Source organism: Streptomyces sp. NBC_00667, assembly GCF_036226825.1.
In the GTDB taxonomy this organism is placed as follows: Bacteria; Actinomycetota; Actinomycetes; order Streptomycetales; family Streptomycetaceae; genus Streptomyces.
The window spans coordinates 3,884,418-3,904,511 of sequence record NZ_CP109022.1; the positions used below are offsets into that span (position 1 = coordinate 3,884,418).

Sequence of the window (20,094 nt, forward strand, 5' to 3'; positions counted from 1 at the left end):
CCGGACATCATGGACACGGAACTGCCTCGGATCATCAGCGTCGACGACCACGTGATCGAACCCGCGCACCTCTTCGACGTGTGGCTGCCGGCCAAATACCGCGACCGCGGACCCAAGGCACTGACCGCCGGGATCGGCGAGCTGGTCTACACCGGCGGCAAGTACGTGATCTCCATGGACCCCGACGGACCCCCGACCGACTGGTGGATCTACGAGGACCTCAAGTTCCCGTACAAGCGCAACATCGCCGCCGTCGGCTTCGACCGCGACGACATGACCCTGGAGGGGATCACGAGGGAGGAGATGCGGCCGGGTTGCTGGGATCCGAAGGCGCGCCTCGCCGACATGGACCTCAACCACGTCGAGGCCTCCCTGTGCTTCCCCACCTTCCCCCGCTTCTGCGGCCAGACCTTCGCCGAGGCGCACGACAAGGAGGTGGCCCTCGCCTGCGTGCGCGCCTACAACGACTGGATGGTGCAGGAGTGGTGCGGCGACAGCGGCGGCCGGCTGATCCCGCTCTGCATCATCCCCCTGTGGGACATCGACCTCGCGGTGGCGGAGGTCCGGCGCAACGCCGCGCGGGGCGTGCGCGCCGTGACCTTCTCCGAGATCCCGACCTACCTCGGGCTGCCTTCGATCCACTCCGGGTACTGGGACCCCTTCTTCGCCGTCTGCCAGGACACCGGCACCGTCGTCAACATGCACATCGGGTCCTCCTCGCAGATGCCCGCCGCCTCCCCCGACGCACCGCCCGCCGTCCAGGCCTCCCTCAGCTTCAACAACGCGATGGCCTCGATGATGGACTTCCTGTTCAGCGGGGTGCTGGTGAGGTTCCCGGCGCTCAAGCTCGCCTACAGCGAAGGCCAGATGGGCTGGATCCCGTACGCCCTGGAACGCGCCGACGACGTGTGGCGCGAACACCGCGCCTGGGGCGGCGTCCGCGACCTGATCCCCGAGCCGCCGTCCACGTACTACTACCGGCAGATGTTCTGCTGCTTCTTCCGCGACAAGCACGGCATCGCCTCGCTCGACGTCGTCGGACGCGACAACGCGACCTTCGAGACCGACTACCCGCACGTGGACTCGACCTTCCCGCACACCAAGGACGTCGCCCTCGACCACGTGAAGGGGCTCGACGACGAGACCGTCTACAAGCTGATGCGCGGCAACGCCATCCGCATGCTGGGCCTGGACCTGGACCGGTAGTGGACCTCACCTACACCGACGAGGAGCAGGAGTTCCGCGCCCGGCTGCGGGAGTGGCTCGCCAAGGAGCTGCCCGCACTGCCCCCGAGGCCCTCCCCCGACGACTGGCCGGCCCGCCGCGCCTACGACGCCGGCTGGCAGCGCCGGCTGTTCGAAGCCGGGTACGCGGGCCTGCACTGGCCCCTCGACGCGGGCGGGCGCGGCGCGACCCCCACCCAGCACCTGATCTTCCTGGAGGAGACCGAGCGGGCGGGGGCCCCGTACGTCGGCGCGAACTTCGTCGGGCTCCTGCACGCCGGGCCCACCATCGCCGCCGAGGGCACCGCCGCGCAGCGGGCGCGCTGGCTGCCGCCGGTGCTGCGCGGTGACGAGATGTGGTGCCAGGGGTTCAGCGAGCCGGACGCCGGCTCCGACCTGGCGTCGCTGCGGACCCGCGCGGTCCGCGACGGCGACGACTACGTGGTCACGGGCGCGAAGATCTGGACCTCCCACGCGGAGGTCGCCGACTGGTGCGAGCTGCTGGTGCGGACCGACCCCGGCGCGCCGAAGCACCGTGGGATCACCTGGCTGGCCATGCCGATGGACGCTCCCGGGATCACCGTACGGCCGCTGCGCACGCTCGCCGGGTCGGCCGAGTTCGCGGAGGTGTTCCTGGACGAGGTGCGGGTGCCGGCGGCGAACCGGGTGGGGGCGGAGAACGACGGCTGGCGGGTCACGATGGTGACGCTGTCCTTCGAGCGGGGCACCGCCTTCGTGGGGGAGGTGGTGGCCTGCCGCCGTACGCTCGCCCTGCTGGCCCGGACCGCGAAGGAAAACGGGCGCTGGGACGATCCCGTCCTACGCCGCACCCTCGGACGGCTCCACGGGGAACTCGGCGCCCTCTGGAGGCTGACGCAGTGGAACGTCAGCGAATCGGAGCGCTCGGGCGGCGTCCCCGGCACAGGTGGCAGCGTCTTCAAGCTGGCGTACTCCCACGCGCGGCAGGAGCTGTACGACGCCGCGGCCCAGGTGCTCGGCGCCGGCTCGCTCGCGCTGGACGAGGAGTGGGTCCTGGACCGGCTCTCGTCCCTGTCGTACACCATCGCCGCGGGCACCTCCCAGATCCAGCGGAACATCGTCGCCGAGCGCGTCCTCGGCCTGCCGAAGGGGCGGTGAGCGCGGTGGACTTCCAGCCGACCGGGGAACAGCGCGCCCTGCGGGCGGGCGTGCGGGACCTGCTGGCGGGCCGGTACGGGCGCGAGGCGCTGCGGGCGTCGGTGGAGGCGGGCGTCGCGGTGGACCGGCGGCTGTGGCGGGAGCTCGGCGAGGCCGGGTTCTTCGCGCTGCGCCTGCCGGAGTCCGACGGCGGGGTCGGGCTCGGGCTCCCGGAGGCCGCCCTGGTCTTCGAGGAGGCGGGGCGGGCCCTGCTGCCGGGGCCGCTGGTGGCCACGCACCTGGCGGCCGGGGTGGTCCCGGGCGCCGCGTCCGGGACGACGGTGGTGACGGCGTTCGACCTGGGCGGGCCGCTGGTGGCCCACCTGGGGGAGGCGGACGCGGTCCTCGGGGCGTCCGCGCCGCCCGAAGGCGAGCCGGTGCGCTCGGTGGACCCGCTGACACCGCTGCACCGGGTGGCGGGCCGCCACCCGGATCCGGGCCCCGACCCGGCTCCCTACCGCGACGAGGGTGCGCTGCTGACGGCCGCGCTCCAGGTCGGCAGCGCCCTGCGGACCGTGGAGCTGGCGGTGGACCACGCGCGCCGGCGTGAGCAGTTCGGGCAGCCGATCGGGGCGTTCCAGGCGGTCAAACACCTGTGCGCGGGCATGCTGGTGCGGGCGGAGGTGGCCCGTACCGCGGTGTACGCGGCGGCCGTGACGGGCGACGTCGCCGAGATCGCGGCGGCGAAGCTGCTGGCCGACGAGGCGGCCGTGCGGGGGGCCCGCGACTGCCTCCAGGTGTACGGCGGGATGGGCTTCACCTGGGAGGCGGACGTGCACCTGCACCTCAAGCGGGCCTGGGTCCGCGCGGAGCAGTGGCGCACGGCTGCGCAGGCGGAGGAGGTGCTGGCGGCGGACCTGCTGGGCGCCGTCGGCTGAGGCCGGGTTCGGCAACGGGAGGAACGAGGCGGGACTCATGTCCGATTACAGAGAGTTGATATCGGTTTGTGTCCTGGGGGCGCCCCCTTACGGACCGGAGTCGGGGGTGCGCTCCGGTACGCTCCCACGAATGCGAGCGGCCCCGCGGCGTGAGCGTCGCACAGTATGCACCAGGCCTACTCCTTCGCGCTGGAATATGCCCGAAGCGCTTGTTGTGGTGACTGTATGTCAACCATGCTGCTCCACAAGGGGGTCACTGGCCGTGACCCCGTTCCGTCGTGAGGCGAAGTGTCCGCCGGTTCGGATGGTGTGAGCGGTGCAGGTGCTTCAGGTTCAGCTTGAGGTAGGAGCGGACCCCGCCGAGGTCGGCCGGGCGCGCCGGTGGGCGCGGTCCCGTCTGGCGGGTTCCGGCATAGGGGAAGACGAGCCGCTCGCCGAGACGCTGATTCTGCTGATCTCGGAGCTGGTCACCAACGCGGTCGTGCACACCGGCTGTCCCGCCGTGCTGCGGATGCTGTTCGGGGGGCCCGGGGTGCGGGTCGAGGTCGCGGACGCCAGCGACCGGGCGCCCGCCCGGAGGCAGGCCGCCGGGACCGACACGGGCGGGCGCGGCCTCGAGCTGGTGGACGGGCTCGCGGACCGCTGGGGCTGGCAGCCCGAGGGCGCCGGGAAGCGGATCTGGTGCGAGGTCGACCGGGCGCGGAAGGCGGGCGCCGAGTGCGCCGAGGGCGCCCCGGAAAGGTCTGCCGAATTCTTTGCCCCGATCCGGGAACCCCGCGTGTACCTCTAACGAGGTGTTGACGGTTCGTCACGTGTTGATCACTCTGGTGGGGAGCGATTCGTCGCGAGGGGACGCCAAGGGTCCTGCCTTGACGAGTGCGGGTCGTGGGGTGGCGGCTGCCGTGCCGCGCTCGGGGCGTGCATGCGCGTACGCCGCCACCCAGTAGGTCGCTCCTTCCGGCATCCGGCCTCCGGTCACAGGACGGCGACCGGTGCCACCGGGGTGCCGGTGCCGCCGACGAACGGTTCGGGCATCGCGGAGAGCCAGAACGCGTAGCGGCCCTCTTCTGCACAGGCTGTGGACAACTTTTCGAGATTCCAGTTCTGGCCCTGGAGCATGCCCATCTCGACCAGGTCGAGCGCGTGCACCGGCAGCCACAGGTTCTCGATCTCCGGCGGGAAGATCTCGAAGGTCAGGGTGTCGTTGGCGACCGCCGCCACGTCCCGTGCGTGGAACCACTCGGGGGTGCGGACCGACAGGCCCGGCGAGGGGAACCCGTAGCCGTGCTTGTCGCCCGCGAGGTACACCTGGATCTGGCCCGTCCGGACCAGGACGACGTCACCGGCCCGGACCGTGACCCGGCCGAACTCCTCCGCCTGCGCGAGGTCCTCGGGGGTCACCGCGTGGCCGCCCGGCAGCCGGTCCAGGCCCTTGGCGCGGGCCACGTCGAGCAGGACGCCCCGGGAGACGACGGGACCGGCCTTGTCGATGCCGCCGAACTCGGCGCGGGAGTGGGCGGTGACCGTGGAGGCCGGACGGCCGTTGTAGATCCGTCCCGAGTGCGAGACGTGGGTGAGGGCGTCCCAGTGCGTGCCGGCCTGGAGCCCCATCGTCACGGCGTCGTCGTTGCAGGCCACCGTGCCGGGGCCGAAGAGCTCCTGGTTGATCTGCACCATGGTGTGCAGGGGGTTGATCCGGCCGGGGATCAGGCCGGCCTGCACCCCGTCCTCCTTGAGGGGCAGGGCCAGCGGGATCCGCCGGCCCGTGCGGACCTCGGCGGCCGCGGCGCGCACCACCGCGTCGGTGACCAGGTTCAAGGTGCCCCTCTCGTCCTCGGCGCCCCACCGGCCCCAGTTGTTGACGCGCCTGGCGATGTCGTGGAACTCGGCCGGCAAGGTCATGGCCTCATCAACTCCCGGGGCTTGTGCTGTGGCGTCCGGCTGCCCATAGAATCTAACGGTCCGTCAGAAACTGCGGAAAGGGGTCGGGCGTGGGGAACTTCCTGGCAGGCAAGGTCATCGCCGTCACCGGGGCGGGCCGGGGCATCGGGCGGGCCGTGGCACTCGCCGCGGCCGCCGAAGGGGCCAAGGTCGTCGTCAACGACTACGGCGTGGGCATCGAGGGCGGCGAGCCCACCAGCGAGATCGCCGAATCCGTGGTCAAGGAGATCCTCACCGCGGGCGGCGAGGCCGTCGCCGTCGCCGACGACATCTCCACCATGGAGGGCGGACAGCGCATCGTCGACACCGCCCTCGCCCGCTACGGGCGCGTCGACGGAGTCGTCTGCGTCGCCGGCATCCTGCGCGAGCGGATGCTGTTCAACATGTCCGAGCAGGAGTGGGACCCCGTGGTCGCCACCCACCTCAAAGGAACCTTCACCGTCTTCCGGGCCGCCTCCGCCGTCATGCGCAAGCAGGGATCCGGCACGCTCATAGGCTTCACCAGCGGCAACCACCAGGGCTCGGTCGCCCAGGCCAACTACAGCGCGGCCAAGGGCGGGATCATCTCCCTCGTCCGCTCGGCGGCCCTGGGCCTGGCCAAGTACGGGGTCACCGCCAACGCCGTCGCACCTGTGGCCCGGACCCGGATGTCCGCGGGCGTACCCATGGAGCTCAAGGAGATCGGCGAGCCCGAGGACGTCGCGGCGCTCGTCACCTACCTGCTCAGCGACCGGGCGAAGACCGAGGGGATCACCGGGCAGGTGTACACCATCGCCGGACCGAAGATCGCCGTGTGGGCGCAGCCGCGCGAACTGCGCGCCGCGTACGCCGAAGGCTCCTGGACGCCCGAGAAGATCGCCGACTTCCTGCCCGGGACGGTGGGCACCGACCCGATGCCGATGCTCGCGCAGCTGGAGGCCATGGCCAAGGCGGCGGCCGCCAAGGACCGCCCCAACGCGTGAGGGGGAGCCCATGGACTTCGGCTTCGGGCCCGAGGACGAGGAACTGCGCGGCCGCGCCCGGTCGTGGCTGCGGGAGCACCTCGTGGGCCCGTACGCGCACGCCCGCGGGCTCGGCGGCCCCGGCAGCGAACACGAGGAGGTCGGGGCCCGCCGCGCCTGGGAGCGGGAGCTGGGCCGCGGCGGCTGGATCGGCCAGGGCTGGGAGGTCCCCGACGGTGCCTACGGGCAGCGCCGGCTCTCCCTGACCGGGCAGGTGGTGTGGGCGGAGGAGTACGCCGCGCTGCGCGCCCCCGGGCGGGTCGGCCACATCGGCGAGAACCTCCTCGCGCCCACCCTGATCGCCCACGGGTCCCGGCGGCAGCAGGACCGCTACCTGCCGGGCATCGCCCGCGGCGAGGAACTGTGGTGCCAGGGGTACAGCGAGCCGGGCGCCGGATCCGACCTCGCCGGGATCCGTACGGCGGCCGTCCGCGACCCGGCCGACGGGCGCCACCGCATCACCGGGCAGAAGATCTGGACCTCCCTCGCCCGGGACGCCGACTGGTGCTTCGTCCTGGCCCGCACCGAACCCGGCTCCCGCCGCCACCGGGGGCTGACCTTCCTGCTGGTGCCGATGGACCAGCCCGGCCGCATCGAGGTCCGGCCCATCCGCCAGCTCACCGGCACCAGCGAGTTCAACGAGGTGTTCTTCGACGGGGCGGTGGCCGCCGAGACCGTCGGCGCCGAGGGCGACGGCTGGACCGTGGCCATGGGCCTGCTCGCCCTGGAACGCGGCGTCTCCACCCTCGTCCAGCAGATCGGCTTCGCCGCCGAACTGGAACGGGTCCTGGCCGCCCACGCCGCCTCCGGAGCAGCCGACCCCGTACTGCACGAGCGGCTGGTACGGCAGTGGGCCGAGCTGCGCACCATGCGCTGGAACGCCCTGCGCACCCTGGGCGGCAGCGGCGACCAGGGCGCGCCGAGCGTCGCGAAGCTGCTGTGGGGCGGCTGGCACCGGCGGCTCGGCGAGCTGGCGGTGGCGGTGCGGGGCGCGGCGGCCACCGTCGGACCGGCGGACTGGGGCGGGGAGAGCCCGTACGAGAACGGGCTCGACGAGGAGCAGCGCCTGTTCCTGTTCAGCCGGGCCGACACCATCTACGGCGGTTCGGACGAGATCCAGCGGAACATCATCGCCGAGCGCGTGCTCGGCCTGCCCAGAGAGACGCGGTGACGACATGCGAGGCGTCGTGTTCGACGGCAAGCAGGCCCAGGTGGTCGACGATCTGGAGATCCGCGGCCCGGGGCCGGGGGAGGTGCTGGTCGCGGTATCGGCGGCCGGGCTGTGCCACAGCGACCTCTCGGTGATCGACGGGACCATCCCCTTCCCGGCGCCGGTGGTGCTGGGGCACGAGGGGGCGGGGGTGGTCGAGGCCGTGGGCGCCGGGGTCACCCACGTGGAGGCCGGGGACCACGTCTCGCTGTCCACCCTCGCCAACTGCGGGGCGTGCGCGGACTGCGACCGGGGCCGGCCCACCATGTGCCGCAAGGCCATCGGAATGCCGGGACAGCCCTTCTCGCGCGGCGGGACGCCCCTGTTCCAGTTCGCCTCCAACTCGGCGTTCGCGGAGCGGACGATCGTCAAGGCCGTGCAGGCCGTGAAGATCCCGAAGGACATCCCGGCCACCTCGGCCGCGCTGATCGGGTGCGGGGTCCTGACCGGGGTGGGGGCGGTACTGAACCGGGCGCGGGTGGACCACGGCGAGTCGGTGGTCGTGATCGGCGCCGGCGGCATCGGGCTGAACGTGCTCCAGGGCGCCCGGATCGCGGGGGCCGCCACCATCGTCGCGGTGGACGCCAACCCGGCGAAGGAGGCGGTGGCCCGGCAGTTCGGGGCCACCCACTTCATCGACGCCTCCGCCGCCGCGGACACCTCGGCGGCGATCCGCGAGATCCTGCCGACCGGCGCCGACCACGCCTTCGAGTGCGTGGGTCACGTACGGCTGATCCGGCAGGCGATCGACCTCCTCGACCGGCACGGGCAGGCGGTCCTGCTGGGCGTGCCGGGCTCCAAGGAGGAGGCCTCCTTCCAGGTGTCGTCCCTGTACCTGGACAAGACGATCATGGGGTGCCGGTACGGGTCCTCCCGGCCGCAGCGCGACACGGCCCTGTACGCCGAGCTGTACCGGCAGGGGAAGCTGCTGCTGGACGAGCTGGTGACGGAGGTCTACCCGGTGGAGGACTTCGCGAAGGCGGTGGACGACGCGCGGCACGGGCGCGTGGCGCGCGGGGTGCTGACCTTTTGAACGCGCCGGTGCCGGGCCCCTGCGCGGGGTCCCGGCACGGGGGCGGGGGGCTTCGCGGGCTACGGGCTATGGGCCGACGGTCTGCGGGCTTCCGGGCTTCCGGGCTTCCGGGCTTCCGGGCTTTCGGGCTCACGGTGTGAAGCGGCCGAACCTGCCCTGGTGGAAGAGGAGCGGGTCGCCTTCGCCGGCCGCGCCCAGGGCCTCGACGCGGCCGACCACGATGAGGTGGTCCCCGCCCGTGTGGACGGCGTGGATCCGGCAGTCGATCCAGGCGGGCACGGCGTCCAGCTGCGGCGACCCCGTCGCGGGGGACGGGCGGTGGACGACGCCGGCGAACTTGTCCGCGCCGCTGACAGCGAACGACCGGCACAGCGACCCCTGTTCGGCGCCCAGGATGTTGACGCAGAACACCCCCGCGCGGGCGATCCGGGGCCAGGTGGTCGACGTACGGGCCACCATGAAGGTGACCAGCGGCGGGTCCAGGGACAGCGAGGCGAAGGACTGGCACGCGAAGCCGGCCGGCCCGTCCGCGCCCTCGACGGCCGGGGCGGTGATGACGGTGACCCCGCTGGCGAAGTTCCCGAGGACGGCCCGGAACTCGGCGGGGGCGACCGGCGCCCGCTCGTCCTCCCGGACGGCCCGCAGGTCGGGACGCGGCAGGGCGGCGTCGAACAGCGGATCCGGCTCCGGCGCGGCGGAGGTGGGGGAGCCGACTGACCTGAGGTATCGGACGACGGTGGCCGCCATCCCTGCGTGTCCCATCACACCGTTGATTGAAGCTGACGGTGCGTCAGATTGGAAGGGGTCGGACCGGCGCGGCCACGGGATCGGGGGCCCGGGCGTTCCCCCGTACGGGTGAAACCTCCGGCCCGCCGTGCCCGTACGCCGGACGGCCCCGCGCGGGCTCGGCATGGTGGCGGGGACCGGCGTGCCGCCGTGCGCCGAACGACCGCAGACACCCGGGAGAGAACCCATGCTCGGCACCGACTTCCGTACCGGCTCGCCCAACTGGCTCGACCTCGGCAGCCCCGACGTGGACGCCGCCACCGCCTTCTACAGCGGCGTCTTCGGATGGAACTTCGTCTCCGCCGGCCCCGAGACCGGCGGGTACGGCTTCTTCCAGCAGGGCGGCAAGACCGTCGCCGCGATCGGGCCGCTCACCGAGCAGGGTGCGAAGTCCGCCTGGATGGTGCACTTCATGACCCCGGACATCCAAGCCACCGCCTCGGCCGTCAGGGACGGCGGCGGCACCGTCCGGATGGAGCCGATGGACGTGATGGGCGAGGGGTGGCTCGGGCAGTTCACCGACCCGCAGGGCGCCCAGTTCGCCTCGTGGCAGCCGGGCAAGACCAGCGGCCTGGGGGTGGCCTCGGAGGAGAACTCGCTGGTCTGGGTGGAGCTGCACGCACCGGACCCGGTCGCGGCCGTCTCCTTCTACAGCGGGGTGTTCGGCTGGCGCAGCGAGGAGATGCAGGCGCCCGGGATGACGTACCGGGTGCTGAGCACCAAGGACGGCGACCAGCGGGAGGCGTCCTTCGGCGGGGTCGCGCCCCAGGGTGACGGGGCCGGGGGCGGCGGTGTCGGGCCGAGCTGGGTGCCGTACTTCCACGTCGCGGACGTGGACGCCACGGTGAGCGCCGTGCAGGGCAACGGCGGCTCGGTGCTGATGCCGGCGGCGGACGTGCCGGACGTCGGCCGGATCGCGTGGGTCGCGGACCCGTTCGGGGCGACGTTCGCGCTGCTGAAGCCGAGCCCGCAGATGTAGGTCGGGCCGCGGGGCCGCTGGGTTGCGGGGCTGCCGGGCCGGGCGGCCGCCGGGCCGGGCGGCCGCCCGGTTACCGCCCGAGGTATTTGGGGGTGCGGCGCTCCACGAAGCCGGCCACGCCCTCGTTGGCGTCGGCGGTGGTCATGTTGATCTCCTGGGCGGTGGCCTCGGCGGCCAGGGCGGCGGCCCGGTCCCCGTCGAGGGAGGCGTTGACCAACTGCTTCGTCAGGGCCAGGGCCCGGGTCGGGCCCTGGGCCAGGCGCTCCGCCCAGGCGCGGGCGGTCGCCTCCAGGGCGTCGGCCGGGACGACGGTGTTGACCAGCCCGAGGCGTTCGGCCTCGGCGGCGGGGACGGCGTCGCCGAAGAACATCAGCTCCTTGGCCTTCTGCGGGCCGAGGAGGCGGGGCAGGAGGTACGCGCCGCCGCCGTCGGGGACGAGGCCGCGGCGGACGAACACCTCGATGAAACGGGCCGGTTCGGCGGCGATGACGAGGTCGCAGGCGAGCGCGAGGTGGGAGCCGATGCCGGCGGCGGTGCCGTTGACGGCGGCGATGACGGGCTTCTCGCAGTCGAGGACCGCGGTGATCAGGCGCTGCGCGCCGAGGCGGATCATGCGGGCGACGTCGCCCGCGACGCGGTCGGCGGGGGCGGGGTCACCGGCGGCGGTGGGGCCGGTGCGGAGGTCGGCGCCGGCGCAGAAGCCCTTGCCGGTGGCGGTGAGGACGACGGCGCGGATGCGGGGGTCGGCGGAGGCGTCGGCGAGGAGCGCGATGACCCGCTCGCGGTTGTCCCGGGTGAGGGCGTTCATCGCCGCGGGGCGGTTGAGGGTGATCCAGGAGACACCGCCGGTCTCGATGCGGTGCAGGACTTCGTCACCGGGGGCTGCGCTGGTCATGTGAACTCCCGTTCGGGGTGGTGGCCGGTGGCCGGGTGCCGGGTGTGGGGTCAGGGGTGCGGGTGCCGGGGGCCCTGCGGCCGGGCGCGGGGCAGGGGCCGGTACCGGTGGCCCTGGCGGTCGGGTGCGGGGTGTGGGGGCCGCTGCGCGGGGCCGTCTCCCGCCCCGCCCTTCCCCCGTTCCCCGGGGCTCCGCCCCGGACCCCGCGCCTCAAACGCCGGCGGGGCTGGAATTGCCGGCGGCGCCGCAGGGCTGGGAGGTGCGGAGCACATCCAGCCCGCGCGGCGATTGAGCGCACGGGCGCGGAGCGCACGTACGGGGTCCGGGGCGGAGCCCCGGGTCCAGTCCCCCGGGGCGCCGGCAATCCAGCCCGCGCGGCGATTGAGCGCACGTACGGGGCCCCGGGTTCCGGTTCCCGGGGGCTGGGGCTCCGGCCGGCCCGGGCGGGGGTCGGGGGGAGCCGCGCGAGGCCCGGGCCGGCGCAGCGTCAACGGCAGATGGCCAGGGCGTCCAGCGCCACCGCGCCCTGGCCGCGGGGGAGGACCATCAGGGGGTTGATGTCCAGCTCGGACAGGGTGTCGCCCAGTTCGAGCGCCATCCGCTGGACCCGGAGGACGACCTCGACCAGCGCGTCCACGTCCGCCGCAGGGGCGCCCCGTACGCCCTCCAGCAGCGCGTGCCCGCGCAGTTCCGTCAGCATCGCCCGGGCCTGGTCCTCCCCGAACGGCGGTACCCGTACCGCCGCGTCGCGCAGGACTTCCACCAGGACGCCGCCCAGCCCCACCGTCACCGTCGGGCCGAAGAGGTCGTCCTGGGTGACGCCGACGACCATCTCCACGCCCCGCTCGACCATCTGGCAGACGAGGATGCCGTCCAGCGGGACGTTCTCGTAGCGGGCGATGTCCGTCAGCTCCCGGTACGCGTCGCGGATCTGGCTCGCCGAGGTCAGGCCGATCTTGACCAGGCCCAGTTCCGTCTTGTGCCCCAGCTGCGGCCCCGAGGCCTTCATGACGACCGGGTAGCCGACCAGCCCCGCCGCCCGTACCGCCGCCGCCGCGCTGGTGACCAGCTGCTCGCGCGGGACCCGTATCCCGTACGCCCGCAGCAGCTGCTTCGCCGCGTGCTCGCTGAGTTGCTGCCCCGGGCGCATCAGGGCCTGTGCCTTGCGGTAGGAGGGGGACGGCGTGCGCGGGGCGTCCTCGAAGGGCGAGCGGTAGGACGCGGTGAAGCGGTGGTGGCCCAGGTAGGCCCGTACGGCGGTGATGCAGTTGCCGAAGGTGCGGAAGGTGGCGACGCGGGAGGAGCCGAGCAGCGTGGTGCGGTAGGCCTCCTCGGTGCCGACGGGCGAGCCCCAGATCACGCAGACCAGCTTGTCCGTCCGCTCGGCGGCGTCCACCAGGTCCTGCGCCAGCTTGTCGCTCATGGGCGGGAACGGGCCGGTGATCGGGCAGATGAGGACGCCTACGGACGGGTCCGCCAGGAGGGCATCGATGATCTTGGGGCCGCGCCAGTCGCCGACGGGGTGGCCGCCGTTGTCGACGGGGTTCGCGACGTTCAGGTACGGCGGTATCCACTGGTGCAGTTCGGCCTGCTTGGCCTCGGAGAGCGTGGGCAGGGTCAGGCCCGCCTCCGTCGCCAGGTCGGAGAAGTGGGCGCCGGTGCCGCCGGAGATGGAGTACACGACGACGCCTTCGGCCCGGGGCGGGCGCGCGCGGGCGAGCAGGGCGGCCGTGTCCTGGAGCTCGTCCAGGCCGTCGACCCGGATCACCCCGAACTGCCGCATGGCCGCGTCCACGACGGCGTCGGCGCCCGTCAGCTTCCCCGTGTGGGAGGCCGCCATCCGGGCGCCGGTCTCGGTACGGCCGACCTTGACGGCGACGACGGGCACCCCGGCCCGCGCGGCCCGGTCGGCGGCGAGCAGGAAGGCGCGGCCGTCCTTGAGCCCCTCGACGTAGCAGGCGATGGCGCCGACCTCGGGCCGCTGGGCGAAGTAGGAGATGAAGTCGGCGGTCTCCAGATCGGCCTCGTTGCCCGTGGGGGCCCAGTGGGAGAGCCGGATGCCGAGTTCCTGGAGGGTGTAGAGGGGCCGGCCCTGGTGGCCGGACTGGGTGATCAGCGCGATGGCCGGGCCGTCCAGGTCGTCGCGGAACGCCTCGAAGGCGTTGAGGTTGGTGTTGGGGCCGAGCAGGCGCAATCCGGAGCGGCGGACGGCGGCGGAGAGCCGGGCCTGGGCAGCGGCTCCCGCGTCACCGGTCTCGGCGAAGCCGGAGGCGAAGGCGACCGCGAACCTGACCTTGGCCTCGGCCAGTTCCTCGATCACCGGGAGCGGGTCGGCCACCAGCAGCACCGCGAGGTCCACCTGTTCGGGCAGCTCGGCCACGGAGGCGTGGCAGGGCAGTCCGAAGACGGTGGAGCGGGTCGGGTGCACGGGGTGGATCCGGGCACCGACGCGCTCCGCCCAGGCGATGAGCTGCCGGGTGATGCCGGTGTTCGCTCTGCCCTCGGCGTCGGAGGCGCCGATGACGGCGACGGCCTCGGGCCGGAAGAACCGGTCCAGGTCGGGCACGTCGCAGCGCAGCGGCCGTCCGCTGACGTCCAGTGCGGCCGCGCCCTCGGCGGTGGGTGCCGCCGTGGAGTGGACGGCCGTCCGGGGGGTTTCGCCGCAGGCCTCGACCCGTGCGCGGAAGTCGGTGGTGAGGGTGCCGTGAGTAGATCCAAGCATCGTTCCGCCCGCTCCTGCTCGATGGACTCCATGAGTCGCGCTAGCTGACGCATAGTCAGATTACTGAACTGACACGCCGTCAGGAACAGGGATGCGCAGGAAAGATGGTGGAGGTGATGTGTGGAACGGTCCCAGACCCCCGGGGCGGGGGTCCAGGACGGTTTCAGCCGACCCTGCGACGGCCGCGGGTAGCCCCGCCGCGACGGGCCAGGGCCTTGGCGATCCTCTCCGCGTCCAGGGCCAGTTCCCGCAGCATTCCGCTGATGGGGTTGGTGAAGCCGGTGAAGTGGAGACCCGGGGCCTGCGCGAGGGTGCGGGCGCCGTGCGCGAGGGGGCGGCCGCGCTCGTCGAGCACGCCGAGGTGGCCGACCAGGCCTTCCAGTGCCCGCCGGTAGCCGGTCGCGGCGATCACCACCTCGGGGGTGATCCGGCTGCCGTCCGCCAGCACCACCGCGTCCCCGTCGAAGGAGGTCACGGCCGCGACCGGCTCGACCGCCCCGCGGCGGACCGCGTCGATCAGCCCGACGTCCTGGACCGGGATGGCGCCCTCCTTGACCCTGCTGTACAGCCCGGTGGCGGGGCGCGGGAGACCGTACGCCGTCAGGTCCGGCACGGACGCCTTGGCGACGAGCGCGCCGAGCCGGTCCACCAGCCGGACGGGCAGCCTGCGGACCAGGATCCCGGTGCGCTGCGCCGGCCAGCCGGCGGTGGAGCGGCGCACGATGTGCGGGGCGGTGCGGACGGCGAGCCGCACCCGCGCGGCCCCGCCCTCTGCCAGGTCTGCGGCGATCTCCGCGCCGGTGTTGCCGACGCCGACGACGAGCACGTCCCGGCCGGCGTACGGGGCGGGGTTGCGGTACTCGGCGGCGTGCAGCAGCCGCCCTTCGAAGCCCTCCCGGCCGGGCCAGTCGGGCAGCGCCGGGGTGTGGTTGAACCCGGTGGCCACGACGACGGCCCCCGCGGCCAGTACCCGCCCGCCGCTGGCGTGCAGGGTCCAGCCGCCGGCCCCGCCCTCCGCGTCGGCGGCCGGCTCGATGCGGGTCACCTCCACGCCGGTGACCAGTTCCAGCTCGTGGAACTCGGCGTACTTCTCCAGGTACCGCACGACGTCCTCCCGCGCGACCCACCGTCCGAAGCGGCGCGGCACGGCGAGGCCCGGCAGGCCGGAGAGGCGCCTGGTGGTGTGCAGGTGGAGCCGGTCGTAGTGGGAGCGCCACGAGGTGCCGACCGCGTCGGACTTCTCGACCACCACGGCGCGGATCCCGCGGGCACGCAGCGCGGCGGCGACGGCGAGGCCGCCGGGGCCGGCGCCGATCACGTACACGGGGCGCGGCTGGGTGGTCAGGTCGGGGGCTGTGGGGGCTGCGGGCATGAGGTGTGAGCGTATCGACACAGAGAGTTGATGGGTCTCGGACAAGGAGGGAATCGATTGCGGATCGGTCACGGGCCGGCTCCGGGGGCCTTGCGGGACGCGCCCCGATCGGGTCAACTGACGTTCCGTCAGATAATGGAGGAGGGGGCTGTCGATGCAGACCGTCTGGCTCAGTGGAGCCGAATGGATGGCCGTGCTCCGAACGGGCCTCGGCCTGTGGTGGCTGGAGAGCTGGCGGCACAAGGACAAGAAGGGCTGGTTCGAGCGCGGCACCGGCATCGCGTGGGCCGCCGATGTGGCGGGCAAACACCGCTGGACGTTCGTGAAAAGCGGCTTCGACCGGGTCGTCCGGCCGCGCCCCAGGCTCATGGCGTACGTGGTGGTGTACGCGGAACTGGCGCTCGGTCTCGGCCTGGTCCTCAGGCTGCTGACCCCCATCGCGCTGGTCGGGGGGCTGCTGCTCAACCTGCTGTACCTGGTGCTGATGATCCACGACTGGGCCGAGCAGGGGCAGAACGCCATGATGGCGCTCATCTCCCTGGTCGCGCTCTTCGCCATGGGCTGGCAGGTCTGGTCCCTCGACGCGGCGATGGGACTCTTCCTGTGACCACGCGCCACGACGTGCCCGAGGCGGACGACTTCACCCGCCCCTACTGGGACGCGGCCGCCGAGGGGCGGCTCCTGCTGCGCCGCTGCGCGGACTGCGGCCGGGCGCACCACTACCCCCGGGAGTTCTGCCCGTTCTGCTGGGCGGGCGAGGACCGGGTGCGGTGGGAGGAGGCCGAGGGGTCGGCCGTCCTATACACCTGGTCGGTCGTCCACCGCAACGACCTGCCCCCCTTCGGGGAGCGGGTCCCGTACGTCGCGGCGGTGGTCGACCTGGCGGAGGGGCCGCGGATGATGACGGAACTCGTGGGCTGCGGGCCGGCGGACCTGGGCGTCGGGACGCCGTTGCGGGTCGCGTTCCGCACGGGCGGCCCGGGCCCGGTCGTCCCGGTCTTCCGCCCGGCCGCCCGGCCGGGCGACACGGCGCGGTAGTCGCCGTACGCACCACTGCGTGCGCGGAATGTCACAGCCCCGCACCGGTCCGGCGGAACGGCTGCTTCCCCGGCCCGGACCCGGCGATCCTGGAACGGCACCAGAAAGGTCCGGACCACCTCACCCCTCGGAGCAGCCGGTGTCCTCGTCCTCGCAGGAGATCCCCCTCACGATCACCCCCCAGCAGGCGGCCTACGGCGTGATCCTTCCGGTGTCACTGCCCGGCGGGGACGTGCGCCTGCGGATCCCCGCCGGGGTCCGGGACGGCGAACTCGTACGGGCCCGCGCGGGCGGGACCGAGGTTCTGCTGCGGATACGGGTCGCGGGCGGTGCGGGGGCCGGTTCGGCGGCTGCACAGGGGCCGCCGACCGTCGCGAGCGCCGCCGTACCCGGTCAGCCGGCCAGGTCGTCGTCCGGTGCCGGCGGCTGGCTCGCGGTGGTCGGCGTCGTCGTGGCCGTGATCATCGTGGCGGTCGTGGCGAACAGCGGTGGCGATGACGACGACAAGCACACCGCGTCCTCGTCGCCCAGCTCGACGTACAGCCCGACGCCCGACCCGACGTACAGCTCCTTTTCGCCCGAGCCGTTGCCGACCCGCACCTCGTACACGTCCGGCGCGGACAGCAGCAGCTCCGTCCCCGCGTACCCGTACCCCACCTCGGCCCCCACCACGGCGGACCCGAGCCCGTTCGACAAGGGGACCTGCCTCAACGGGCAGCTGCCGGACTCGACGACCGCGCAGCGCGTCGACGACGTGGAAGAGGTCTCCTGCTCGGCGTCGGACGCGCACTACAAGGTGATCCAGCGCTTCGGGTTCACCTCGGACCTGCACCGCTGCGACGACACCCCGCGCACGGAGTACGCGTTCTCGTACCGCTACACCCTCAACGGGGCTCCGATCAACGAGTACGTGTACTGCCTGATCGGCCTCGGTTCGTATTCCCGCAGCTGAGGCCCCGGGGGCGCCCGTCCCCGGGGGCCGGCCGCCTCACGGCCACAGCAGGATGCGCGACCAGCCGCCGTCGGGGTCCCGCCGGTAGAGGAGGCGGGTGTGGCGGCGGGCGGGGTCGCCCTGGAAGAACTCGACCTCGGCCGGGTCCAGCACGTAGCGCGTCCACGTCGGTGCCGGCGCCTGCGGGTCGGCCCCGGCACGGGCCCATGCCGCCGCCGAGGCCTCGGCGAGGTCCGTCAGGGAGCCCAGCACCTCGCTCTGGCGGCCGGTCAGGGCCGCGGCCAGCGCCCCGCGCGAGCGCACCGCCAGGTCCTCGCGGCTCTCCCGCGCCCCGCACGCCGTGACCCGTCCCCGGATCCGGATCTGCCGTCCCACTGCGGGCCAGTAGAAACCGAGCGCCGCCTGGGGCCGCCCGGCCAGCTGGCGCCCCTTCGCGCTGGTGGCGTGCGAGGCGAAGTGCCAGCCCCGCGCGTCGGCGTCGTGCAGCATCAGGGTGCGCACGTCGGGCCGCCCCTCGGGGTCGACCGTCGCCAGGCTCATCGTGTGCGGCTCGGGCTGCCCGGCGCGGGCGGCGTGGACGAACCACTCGCGGAACAGGGGCAGCGGCTCGGCCGGCGCGGCCCCGGGGTCGAAGGAGGGCAGCGGGGTGTCCCAGACGCGCAGGGAGTGCAGGGTGTCCCGGAAGTCGTCGCCGCTCGTCTCGCTGGTCATACGGGCCATCGAACACCATCCGGGGCGGGCGCGGTGCGGTGGCCGGGGCGGGCCCCGCGAACCGGTGGAAAGTGCCTCCGGCACGCCCCCCGCGTCCATATGATGTGCCCTCATCAAACTGCTGAGGGGTGGGGGTACCGATGGGCATACCGGTGGACGGCTCGGACGGCAGACGCGTGGGGCGCACGGGGCGCACGGGGCGTACGGGGACGGTTCTCCGGCGGACGCTGGCGGCGCTGCTGCTGGCGGGGGCGGCCGTCGCGTGCGGGCCCGGCACGGGGAGCGGTGCGGCCGCCTCCTTGGCGCCGGTCGCACCGTCGGCGCTCGTGTCGGCGGAATCCTCGGCCCCGCCCCCGCCCACGCCCTCTGCCTCGCCCTCGCCCTCCGTCTCGTCCTCCCCGCTGCCCGGCCCCTCGGCGCCGGCGCCCGCCGCTGTGCGGACGCCCTCGGCCGAACCGACGGTAAAGGCTCCGGCCCCGACGACGCAGGCGCCGACGCGGGCCGCGACCGCAGAGCCGGCGCAGGAGCCGACGCAGGCGGAGGAAGCCGCCTGCGAGATCGTCTCCGACTCCGGGAACTGCTACAAGGCGGGCCAGTTCTGCCGCAAGGCGGACGTCGGCCGCGAGACGCACGCCGCGAACGGCCGCATCATCCACTGCCGCTCGGAGGGCAGCCGGGCGCGCTGGAACTACTGAGCGGCCGCAGTCGGCGGGCCGCCGGAGCCGCCCCGCCCGCCGGAGCCTCGCCCCGCCGGGCCGCCGGCCCCCCGGGGCCCTTGAGCGGCCCCGGGGGTCGCCGGTGATGCCGGCCCGCCGCGGGGCCTACCGCCCGAGGATGACGGTGCCCGAGGAGCAGAACCAGCCGCCCGTGCCCGAGGCCAGGGCCACCTCGGGCAGTCGGCCGTTCCGCTTGGTGACCTGGCGGTCGGGGCCGGCCTCGCCGCGGAGCTGGCGGACCGCCTCCACCAGCAGGAACAGGCCCCGCATCCCGGGGTGGCAGGCCGAGAGCCCGCCACCGTCGGTGTTGACGGGCAGTTCGCCGTCCCGCAGCAGCCGGCCCTTCTCCACGAAGGCCCCGCCCTCCCCCTTGGCGCAGAAGCCGAGGTCCTCCAGGGTCACCAGGGTCATGTACGTGAAGGCGTCGTAGATCTCCGCCAGATCCACGTCCGCCGGGCCCAGACCGGCCCGTTCGAAGGCCAGGCGGCCCGAGACCGCCGCCGGGGAGACGGTGAAGTCCTCCCACTCCGACATGGTGGTGTGGGAGACGGAGGTGCCCGAACCCAGGATCCAGACGGGCGCCTTCGCGGTGTCCGGTACGTAGTCCTCCGCCGCGAGCAGCACCGCGCAGCCGCCGTCGGAGCGGATGCAGCAGTGCAGCTTCGTGAACGGGTCCGCGATCATCTCGGCGGACAGCACGTCCTCCACCGTGATCGGGTCCCGGTACATCGCGTCGGGGTTGGTGGCGGCGTTCGCCCGCGCCTGGACGGCCACGGCGGCGAGCTGCTCCGCCGTGGTGCCGTACTCGTGCATGTGGCGGCGTGCGGCCATGGCGTACTTCGCGACGAGGGTGTGGCCGTACGGGACCTCGAACTGGAGCGGGCCCCGGGCCCCGAAGGAGAGGTTCGAGGTGCGCCGGCGGGCCTTGACGTCGGCGCGGGCGGTGGAGCCGTAGACCAGCAGGACTGCGTTGGCGTGGCCCGCGGCGATGGCGTCGGCGGCGTGGGCCGCCATGACTTCCCAGGTGGAGCCGCCGACGGAGGTGGAGTCGACCCAGGTGGGGCGCAGCCCGAGGTACTCGGCCACCTCGACGGGGGCGAGGGTGCCGAGGCCCGCCGAGGCAAGGCCGTCGATGAGGGAGCGGTCCAGGCCCGAGTCGGCGAGCGCCCGGCGGGCGGCCTGGGCGTGCAGGGCGTAGGGGGTGGGGCCGTCGACCCGGCCGCAGTCCGAGAGCGCGACGCCGACGACCGCGACCCTGCGGCGGGGTGCGGAGGCGGCGGAGAGGGGTCCAGGCATGGGGCGACCGTATATCTGACGTACCGTCAGGCGCTAGGCCCCGTCCGGCCGTAGTGCCGCCGGAACCGGGGTGGTGCACGTCGTGGCGCCCGGCGCGACTTCGGCGGTGACAGCCCCTGGGCATCCGCGGCCCGCCGCCCTAACATGACGGCCCGTCAGATATCC

At 73.7% G+C, this 20,094-nt stretch carries 19 protein-coding genes; 12 read left to right on the forward strand and 7 right to left on the reverse strand.

What is annotated here, in order from left to right; translation table 11 throughout:
* Positions 1-9: 9 nt before the first annotated feature.
* The 4 genes from OHA81_RS18100 to OHA81_RS18115 all read left to right on the forward strand — a co-directional run bounded on the left by OHA81_RS18100 (position 10) and on the right by OHA81_RS18115 (position 4,067).
* Entirely contained in the window at positions 10-1,206 is a 1,197-nt protein-coding gene (locus tag OHA81_RS18100; RefSeq protein WP_329197241.1) for an amidohydrolase family protein, read from the forward strand.
* Positions 1,206-2,360, forward strand: a complete 1,155-nt coding sequence (locus OHA81_RS18105; protein WP_329197243.1) for an acyl-CoA dehydrogenase — start codon at positions 1,206-1,208, stop codon at positions 2,358-2,360. Before OHA81_RS18100 ends, OHA81_RS18105 begins: the two co-directional genes overlap by 1 nt.
* Positions 2,361-2,365: 5 nt before the next feature.
* Complete coding sequence (locus OHA81_RS18110; RefSeq protein ID WP_329202362.1) at positions 2,366-3,277, forward strand: acyl-CoA dehydrogenase family protein; 912 nt, start codon at positions 2,366-2,368, stop codon at positions 3,275-3,277.
* A gap of 316 nt (positions 3,278-3,593) precedes the next feature.
* Positions 3,594-4,067 carry an ATP-binding protein gene (locus OHA81_RS18115; protein ID WP_329197244.1) on the forward strand — a complete coding sequence of 158 codons (474 nt, stop codon included), beginning with the start codon at positions 3,594-3,596 and terminating at the stop codon, positions 4,065-4,067.
* Positions 4,068-4,252: 185 nt separating this feature from the next.
* On the opposite strand, the gene OHA81_RS18120 is transcribed toward OHA81_RS18115, so the two are convergent.
* A complete protein-coding gene (locus OHA81_RS18120) occupies positions 4,253-5,179 on the reverse strand; it encodes a cyclase family protein (RefSeq protein WP_329197245.1) in 927 nt (308 codons plus the stop codon).
* Positions 5,180-5,268: 89 nt separating this feature from the next.
* Here OHA81_RS18120 and OHA81_RS18125 point away from each other — a divergent pair, with 89 nt between their 5' ends.
* Genes OHA81_RS18125 through OHA81_RS18135 form a run of 3 tightly spaced genes read left to right on the forward strand, consistent with a single transcriptional unit; the run spans position 5,269 to position 8,462 of the window.
* On the forward strand, positions 5,269-6,180 hold the full coding sequence (locus OHA81_RS18125) for an SDR family oxidoreductase (protein WP_329197247.1): 912 nt from the start codon (positions 5,269-5,271) through the stop codon (positions 6,178-6,180).
* Positions 6,181-6,190: 10 nt separating this feature from the next.
* Entirely contained in the window at positions 6,191-7,390 is a 1,200-nt protein-coding gene (locus OHA81_RS18130; protein WP_329197250.1) for an acyl-CoA dehydrogenase family protein, read from the forward strand.
* A gap of 4 nt (positions 7,391-7,394) precedes the next feature.
* Complete coding sequence (locus tag OHA81_RS18135) at positions 7,395-8,462, forward strand: Zn-dependent alcohol dehydrogenase (RefSeq protein ID WP_329197251.1); 1,068 nt, start codon at positions 7,395-7,397, stop codon at positions 8,460-8,462.
* 129 nt (positions 8,463-8,591) lie between these two features.
* On the opposite strand, the gene OHA81_RS18140 is transcribed toward OHA81_RS18135, so the two are convergent.
* A complete protein-coding gene (locus OHA81_RS18140) occupies positions 8,592-9,209 on the reverse strand; it encodes a flavin reductase family protein (RefSeq protein ID WP_329202364.1) in 618 nt (205 codons plus the stop codon).
* A 226-nt stretch (positions 9,210-9,435) separates the two neighbouring features.
* Here OHA81_RS18140 and OHA81_RS18145 point away from each other — a divergent pair, with 226 nt between their 5' ends.
* Complete coding sequence (locus OHA81_RS18145; RefSeq protein WP_329197253.1) at positions 9,436-10,227, forward strand: VOC family protein; 792 nt, start codon at positions 9,436-9,438, stop codon at positions 10,225-10,227.
* Positions 10,228-10,297: 70 nt separating this feature from the next.
* Here the strand turns inward: OHA81_RS18145 and OHA81_RS18150 are convergent, their stop codons facing one another.
* From OHA81_RS18150 to OHA81_RS18160, 3 genes are all read right to left on the reverse strand, one after another.
* On the reverse strand, positions 10,298-11,122 hold the full coding sequence (locus OHA81_RS18150) for an enoyl-CoA hydratase/isomerase family protein (RefSeq protein WP_329197255.1): 825 nt from the start codon (positions 11,120-11,122) through the stop codon (positions 10,298-10,300).
* A gap of 487 nt (positions 11,123-11,609) precedes the next feature.
* A complete protein-coding gene (locus OHA81_RS18155; protein ID WP_329197257.1) occupies positions 11,610-13,844 on the reverse strand; it encodes an acetate--CoA ligase family protein in 2,235 nt (744 codons plus the stop codon).
* A gap of 163 nt (positions 13,845-14,007) precedes the next feature.
* Positions 14,008-15,216, reverse strand: coding sequence for a flavin-containing monooxygenase (locus OHA81_RS18160; RefSeq protein ID WP_329197259.1), 1,209 nt, complete (start codon positions 15,214-15,216; stop codon positions 14,008-14,010).
* Positions 15,217-15,370: 154 nt separating this feature from the next.
* On the opposite strand from OHA81_RS18160, the gene OHA81_RS18165 reads away from it, so the two are divergent.
* From OHA81_RS18165 to OHA81_RS18175, 3 genes are all read left to right on the forward strand, one after another.
* The gene (locus tag OHA81_RS18165) at positions 15,371-15,823 is read left to right on the forward strand and encodes a DoxX family protein (RefSeq protein WP_329197261.1); all 453 of its coding nucleotides are present in this window, start codon (positions 15,371-15,373) and stop codon (positions 15,821-15,823) included.
* Positions 15,820-16,254 (forward strand): Zn-ribbon domain-containing OB-fold protein, encoded by a 435-nt coding sequence (locus OHA81_RS18170; protein WP_329197263.1) that lies wholly within the window; start codon positions 15,820-15,822, stop codon positions 16,252-16,254. The genes OHA81_RS18165 and OHA81_RS18170 overlap by 4 nt, the downstream gene beginning before the upstream one ends.
* A 139-nt stretch (positions 16,255-16,393) precedes the next feature.
* Complete coding sequence (locus OHA81_RS18175; protein ID WP_329197264.1) at positions 16,394-17,206, forward strand: LppU/SCO3897 family protein; 813 nt, start codon at positions 16,394-16,396, stop codon at positions 17,204-17,206.
* A gap of 36 nt (positions 17,207-17,242) precedes the next feature.
* Here OHA81_RS18175 and OHA81_RS18180 read toward each other — a convergent pair whose 3' ends face one another.
* Positions 17,243-17,917 carry a pyridoxine/pyridoxamine 5'-phosphate oxidase gene (locus tag OHA81_RS18180; protein ID WP_329197266.1) on the reverse strand — a complete coding sequence of 225 codons (675 nt, stop codon included), beginning with the start codon at positions 17,915-17,917 and terminating at the stop codon, positions 17,243-17,245.
* A 140-nt stretch (positions 17,918-18,057) separates the two neighbouring features.
* Here OHA81_RS18180 and OHA81_RS18185 point away from each other — a divergent pair, with 140 nt between their 5' ends.
* Complete coding sequence (locus OHA81_RS18185; protein WP_329197268.1) at positions 18,058-18,612, forward strand: hypothetical protein; 555 nt, start codon at positions 18,058-18,060, stop codon at positions 18,610-18,612.
* A gap of 126 nt (positions 18,613-18,738) precedes the next feature.
* Here OHA81_RS18185 and OHA81_RS18190 read toward each other — a convergent pair whose 3' ends face one another.
* Positions 18,739-19,929 carry a thiolase C-terminal domain-containing protein gene (locus OHA81_RS18190; RefSeq protein ID WP_329197270.1) on the reverse strand — a complete coding sequence of 397 codons (1,191 nt, stop codon included), beginning with the start codon at positions 19,927-19,929 and terminating at the stop codon, positions 18,739-18,741.
* Positions 19,930-20,094 lie beyond the last annotated feature (165 nt).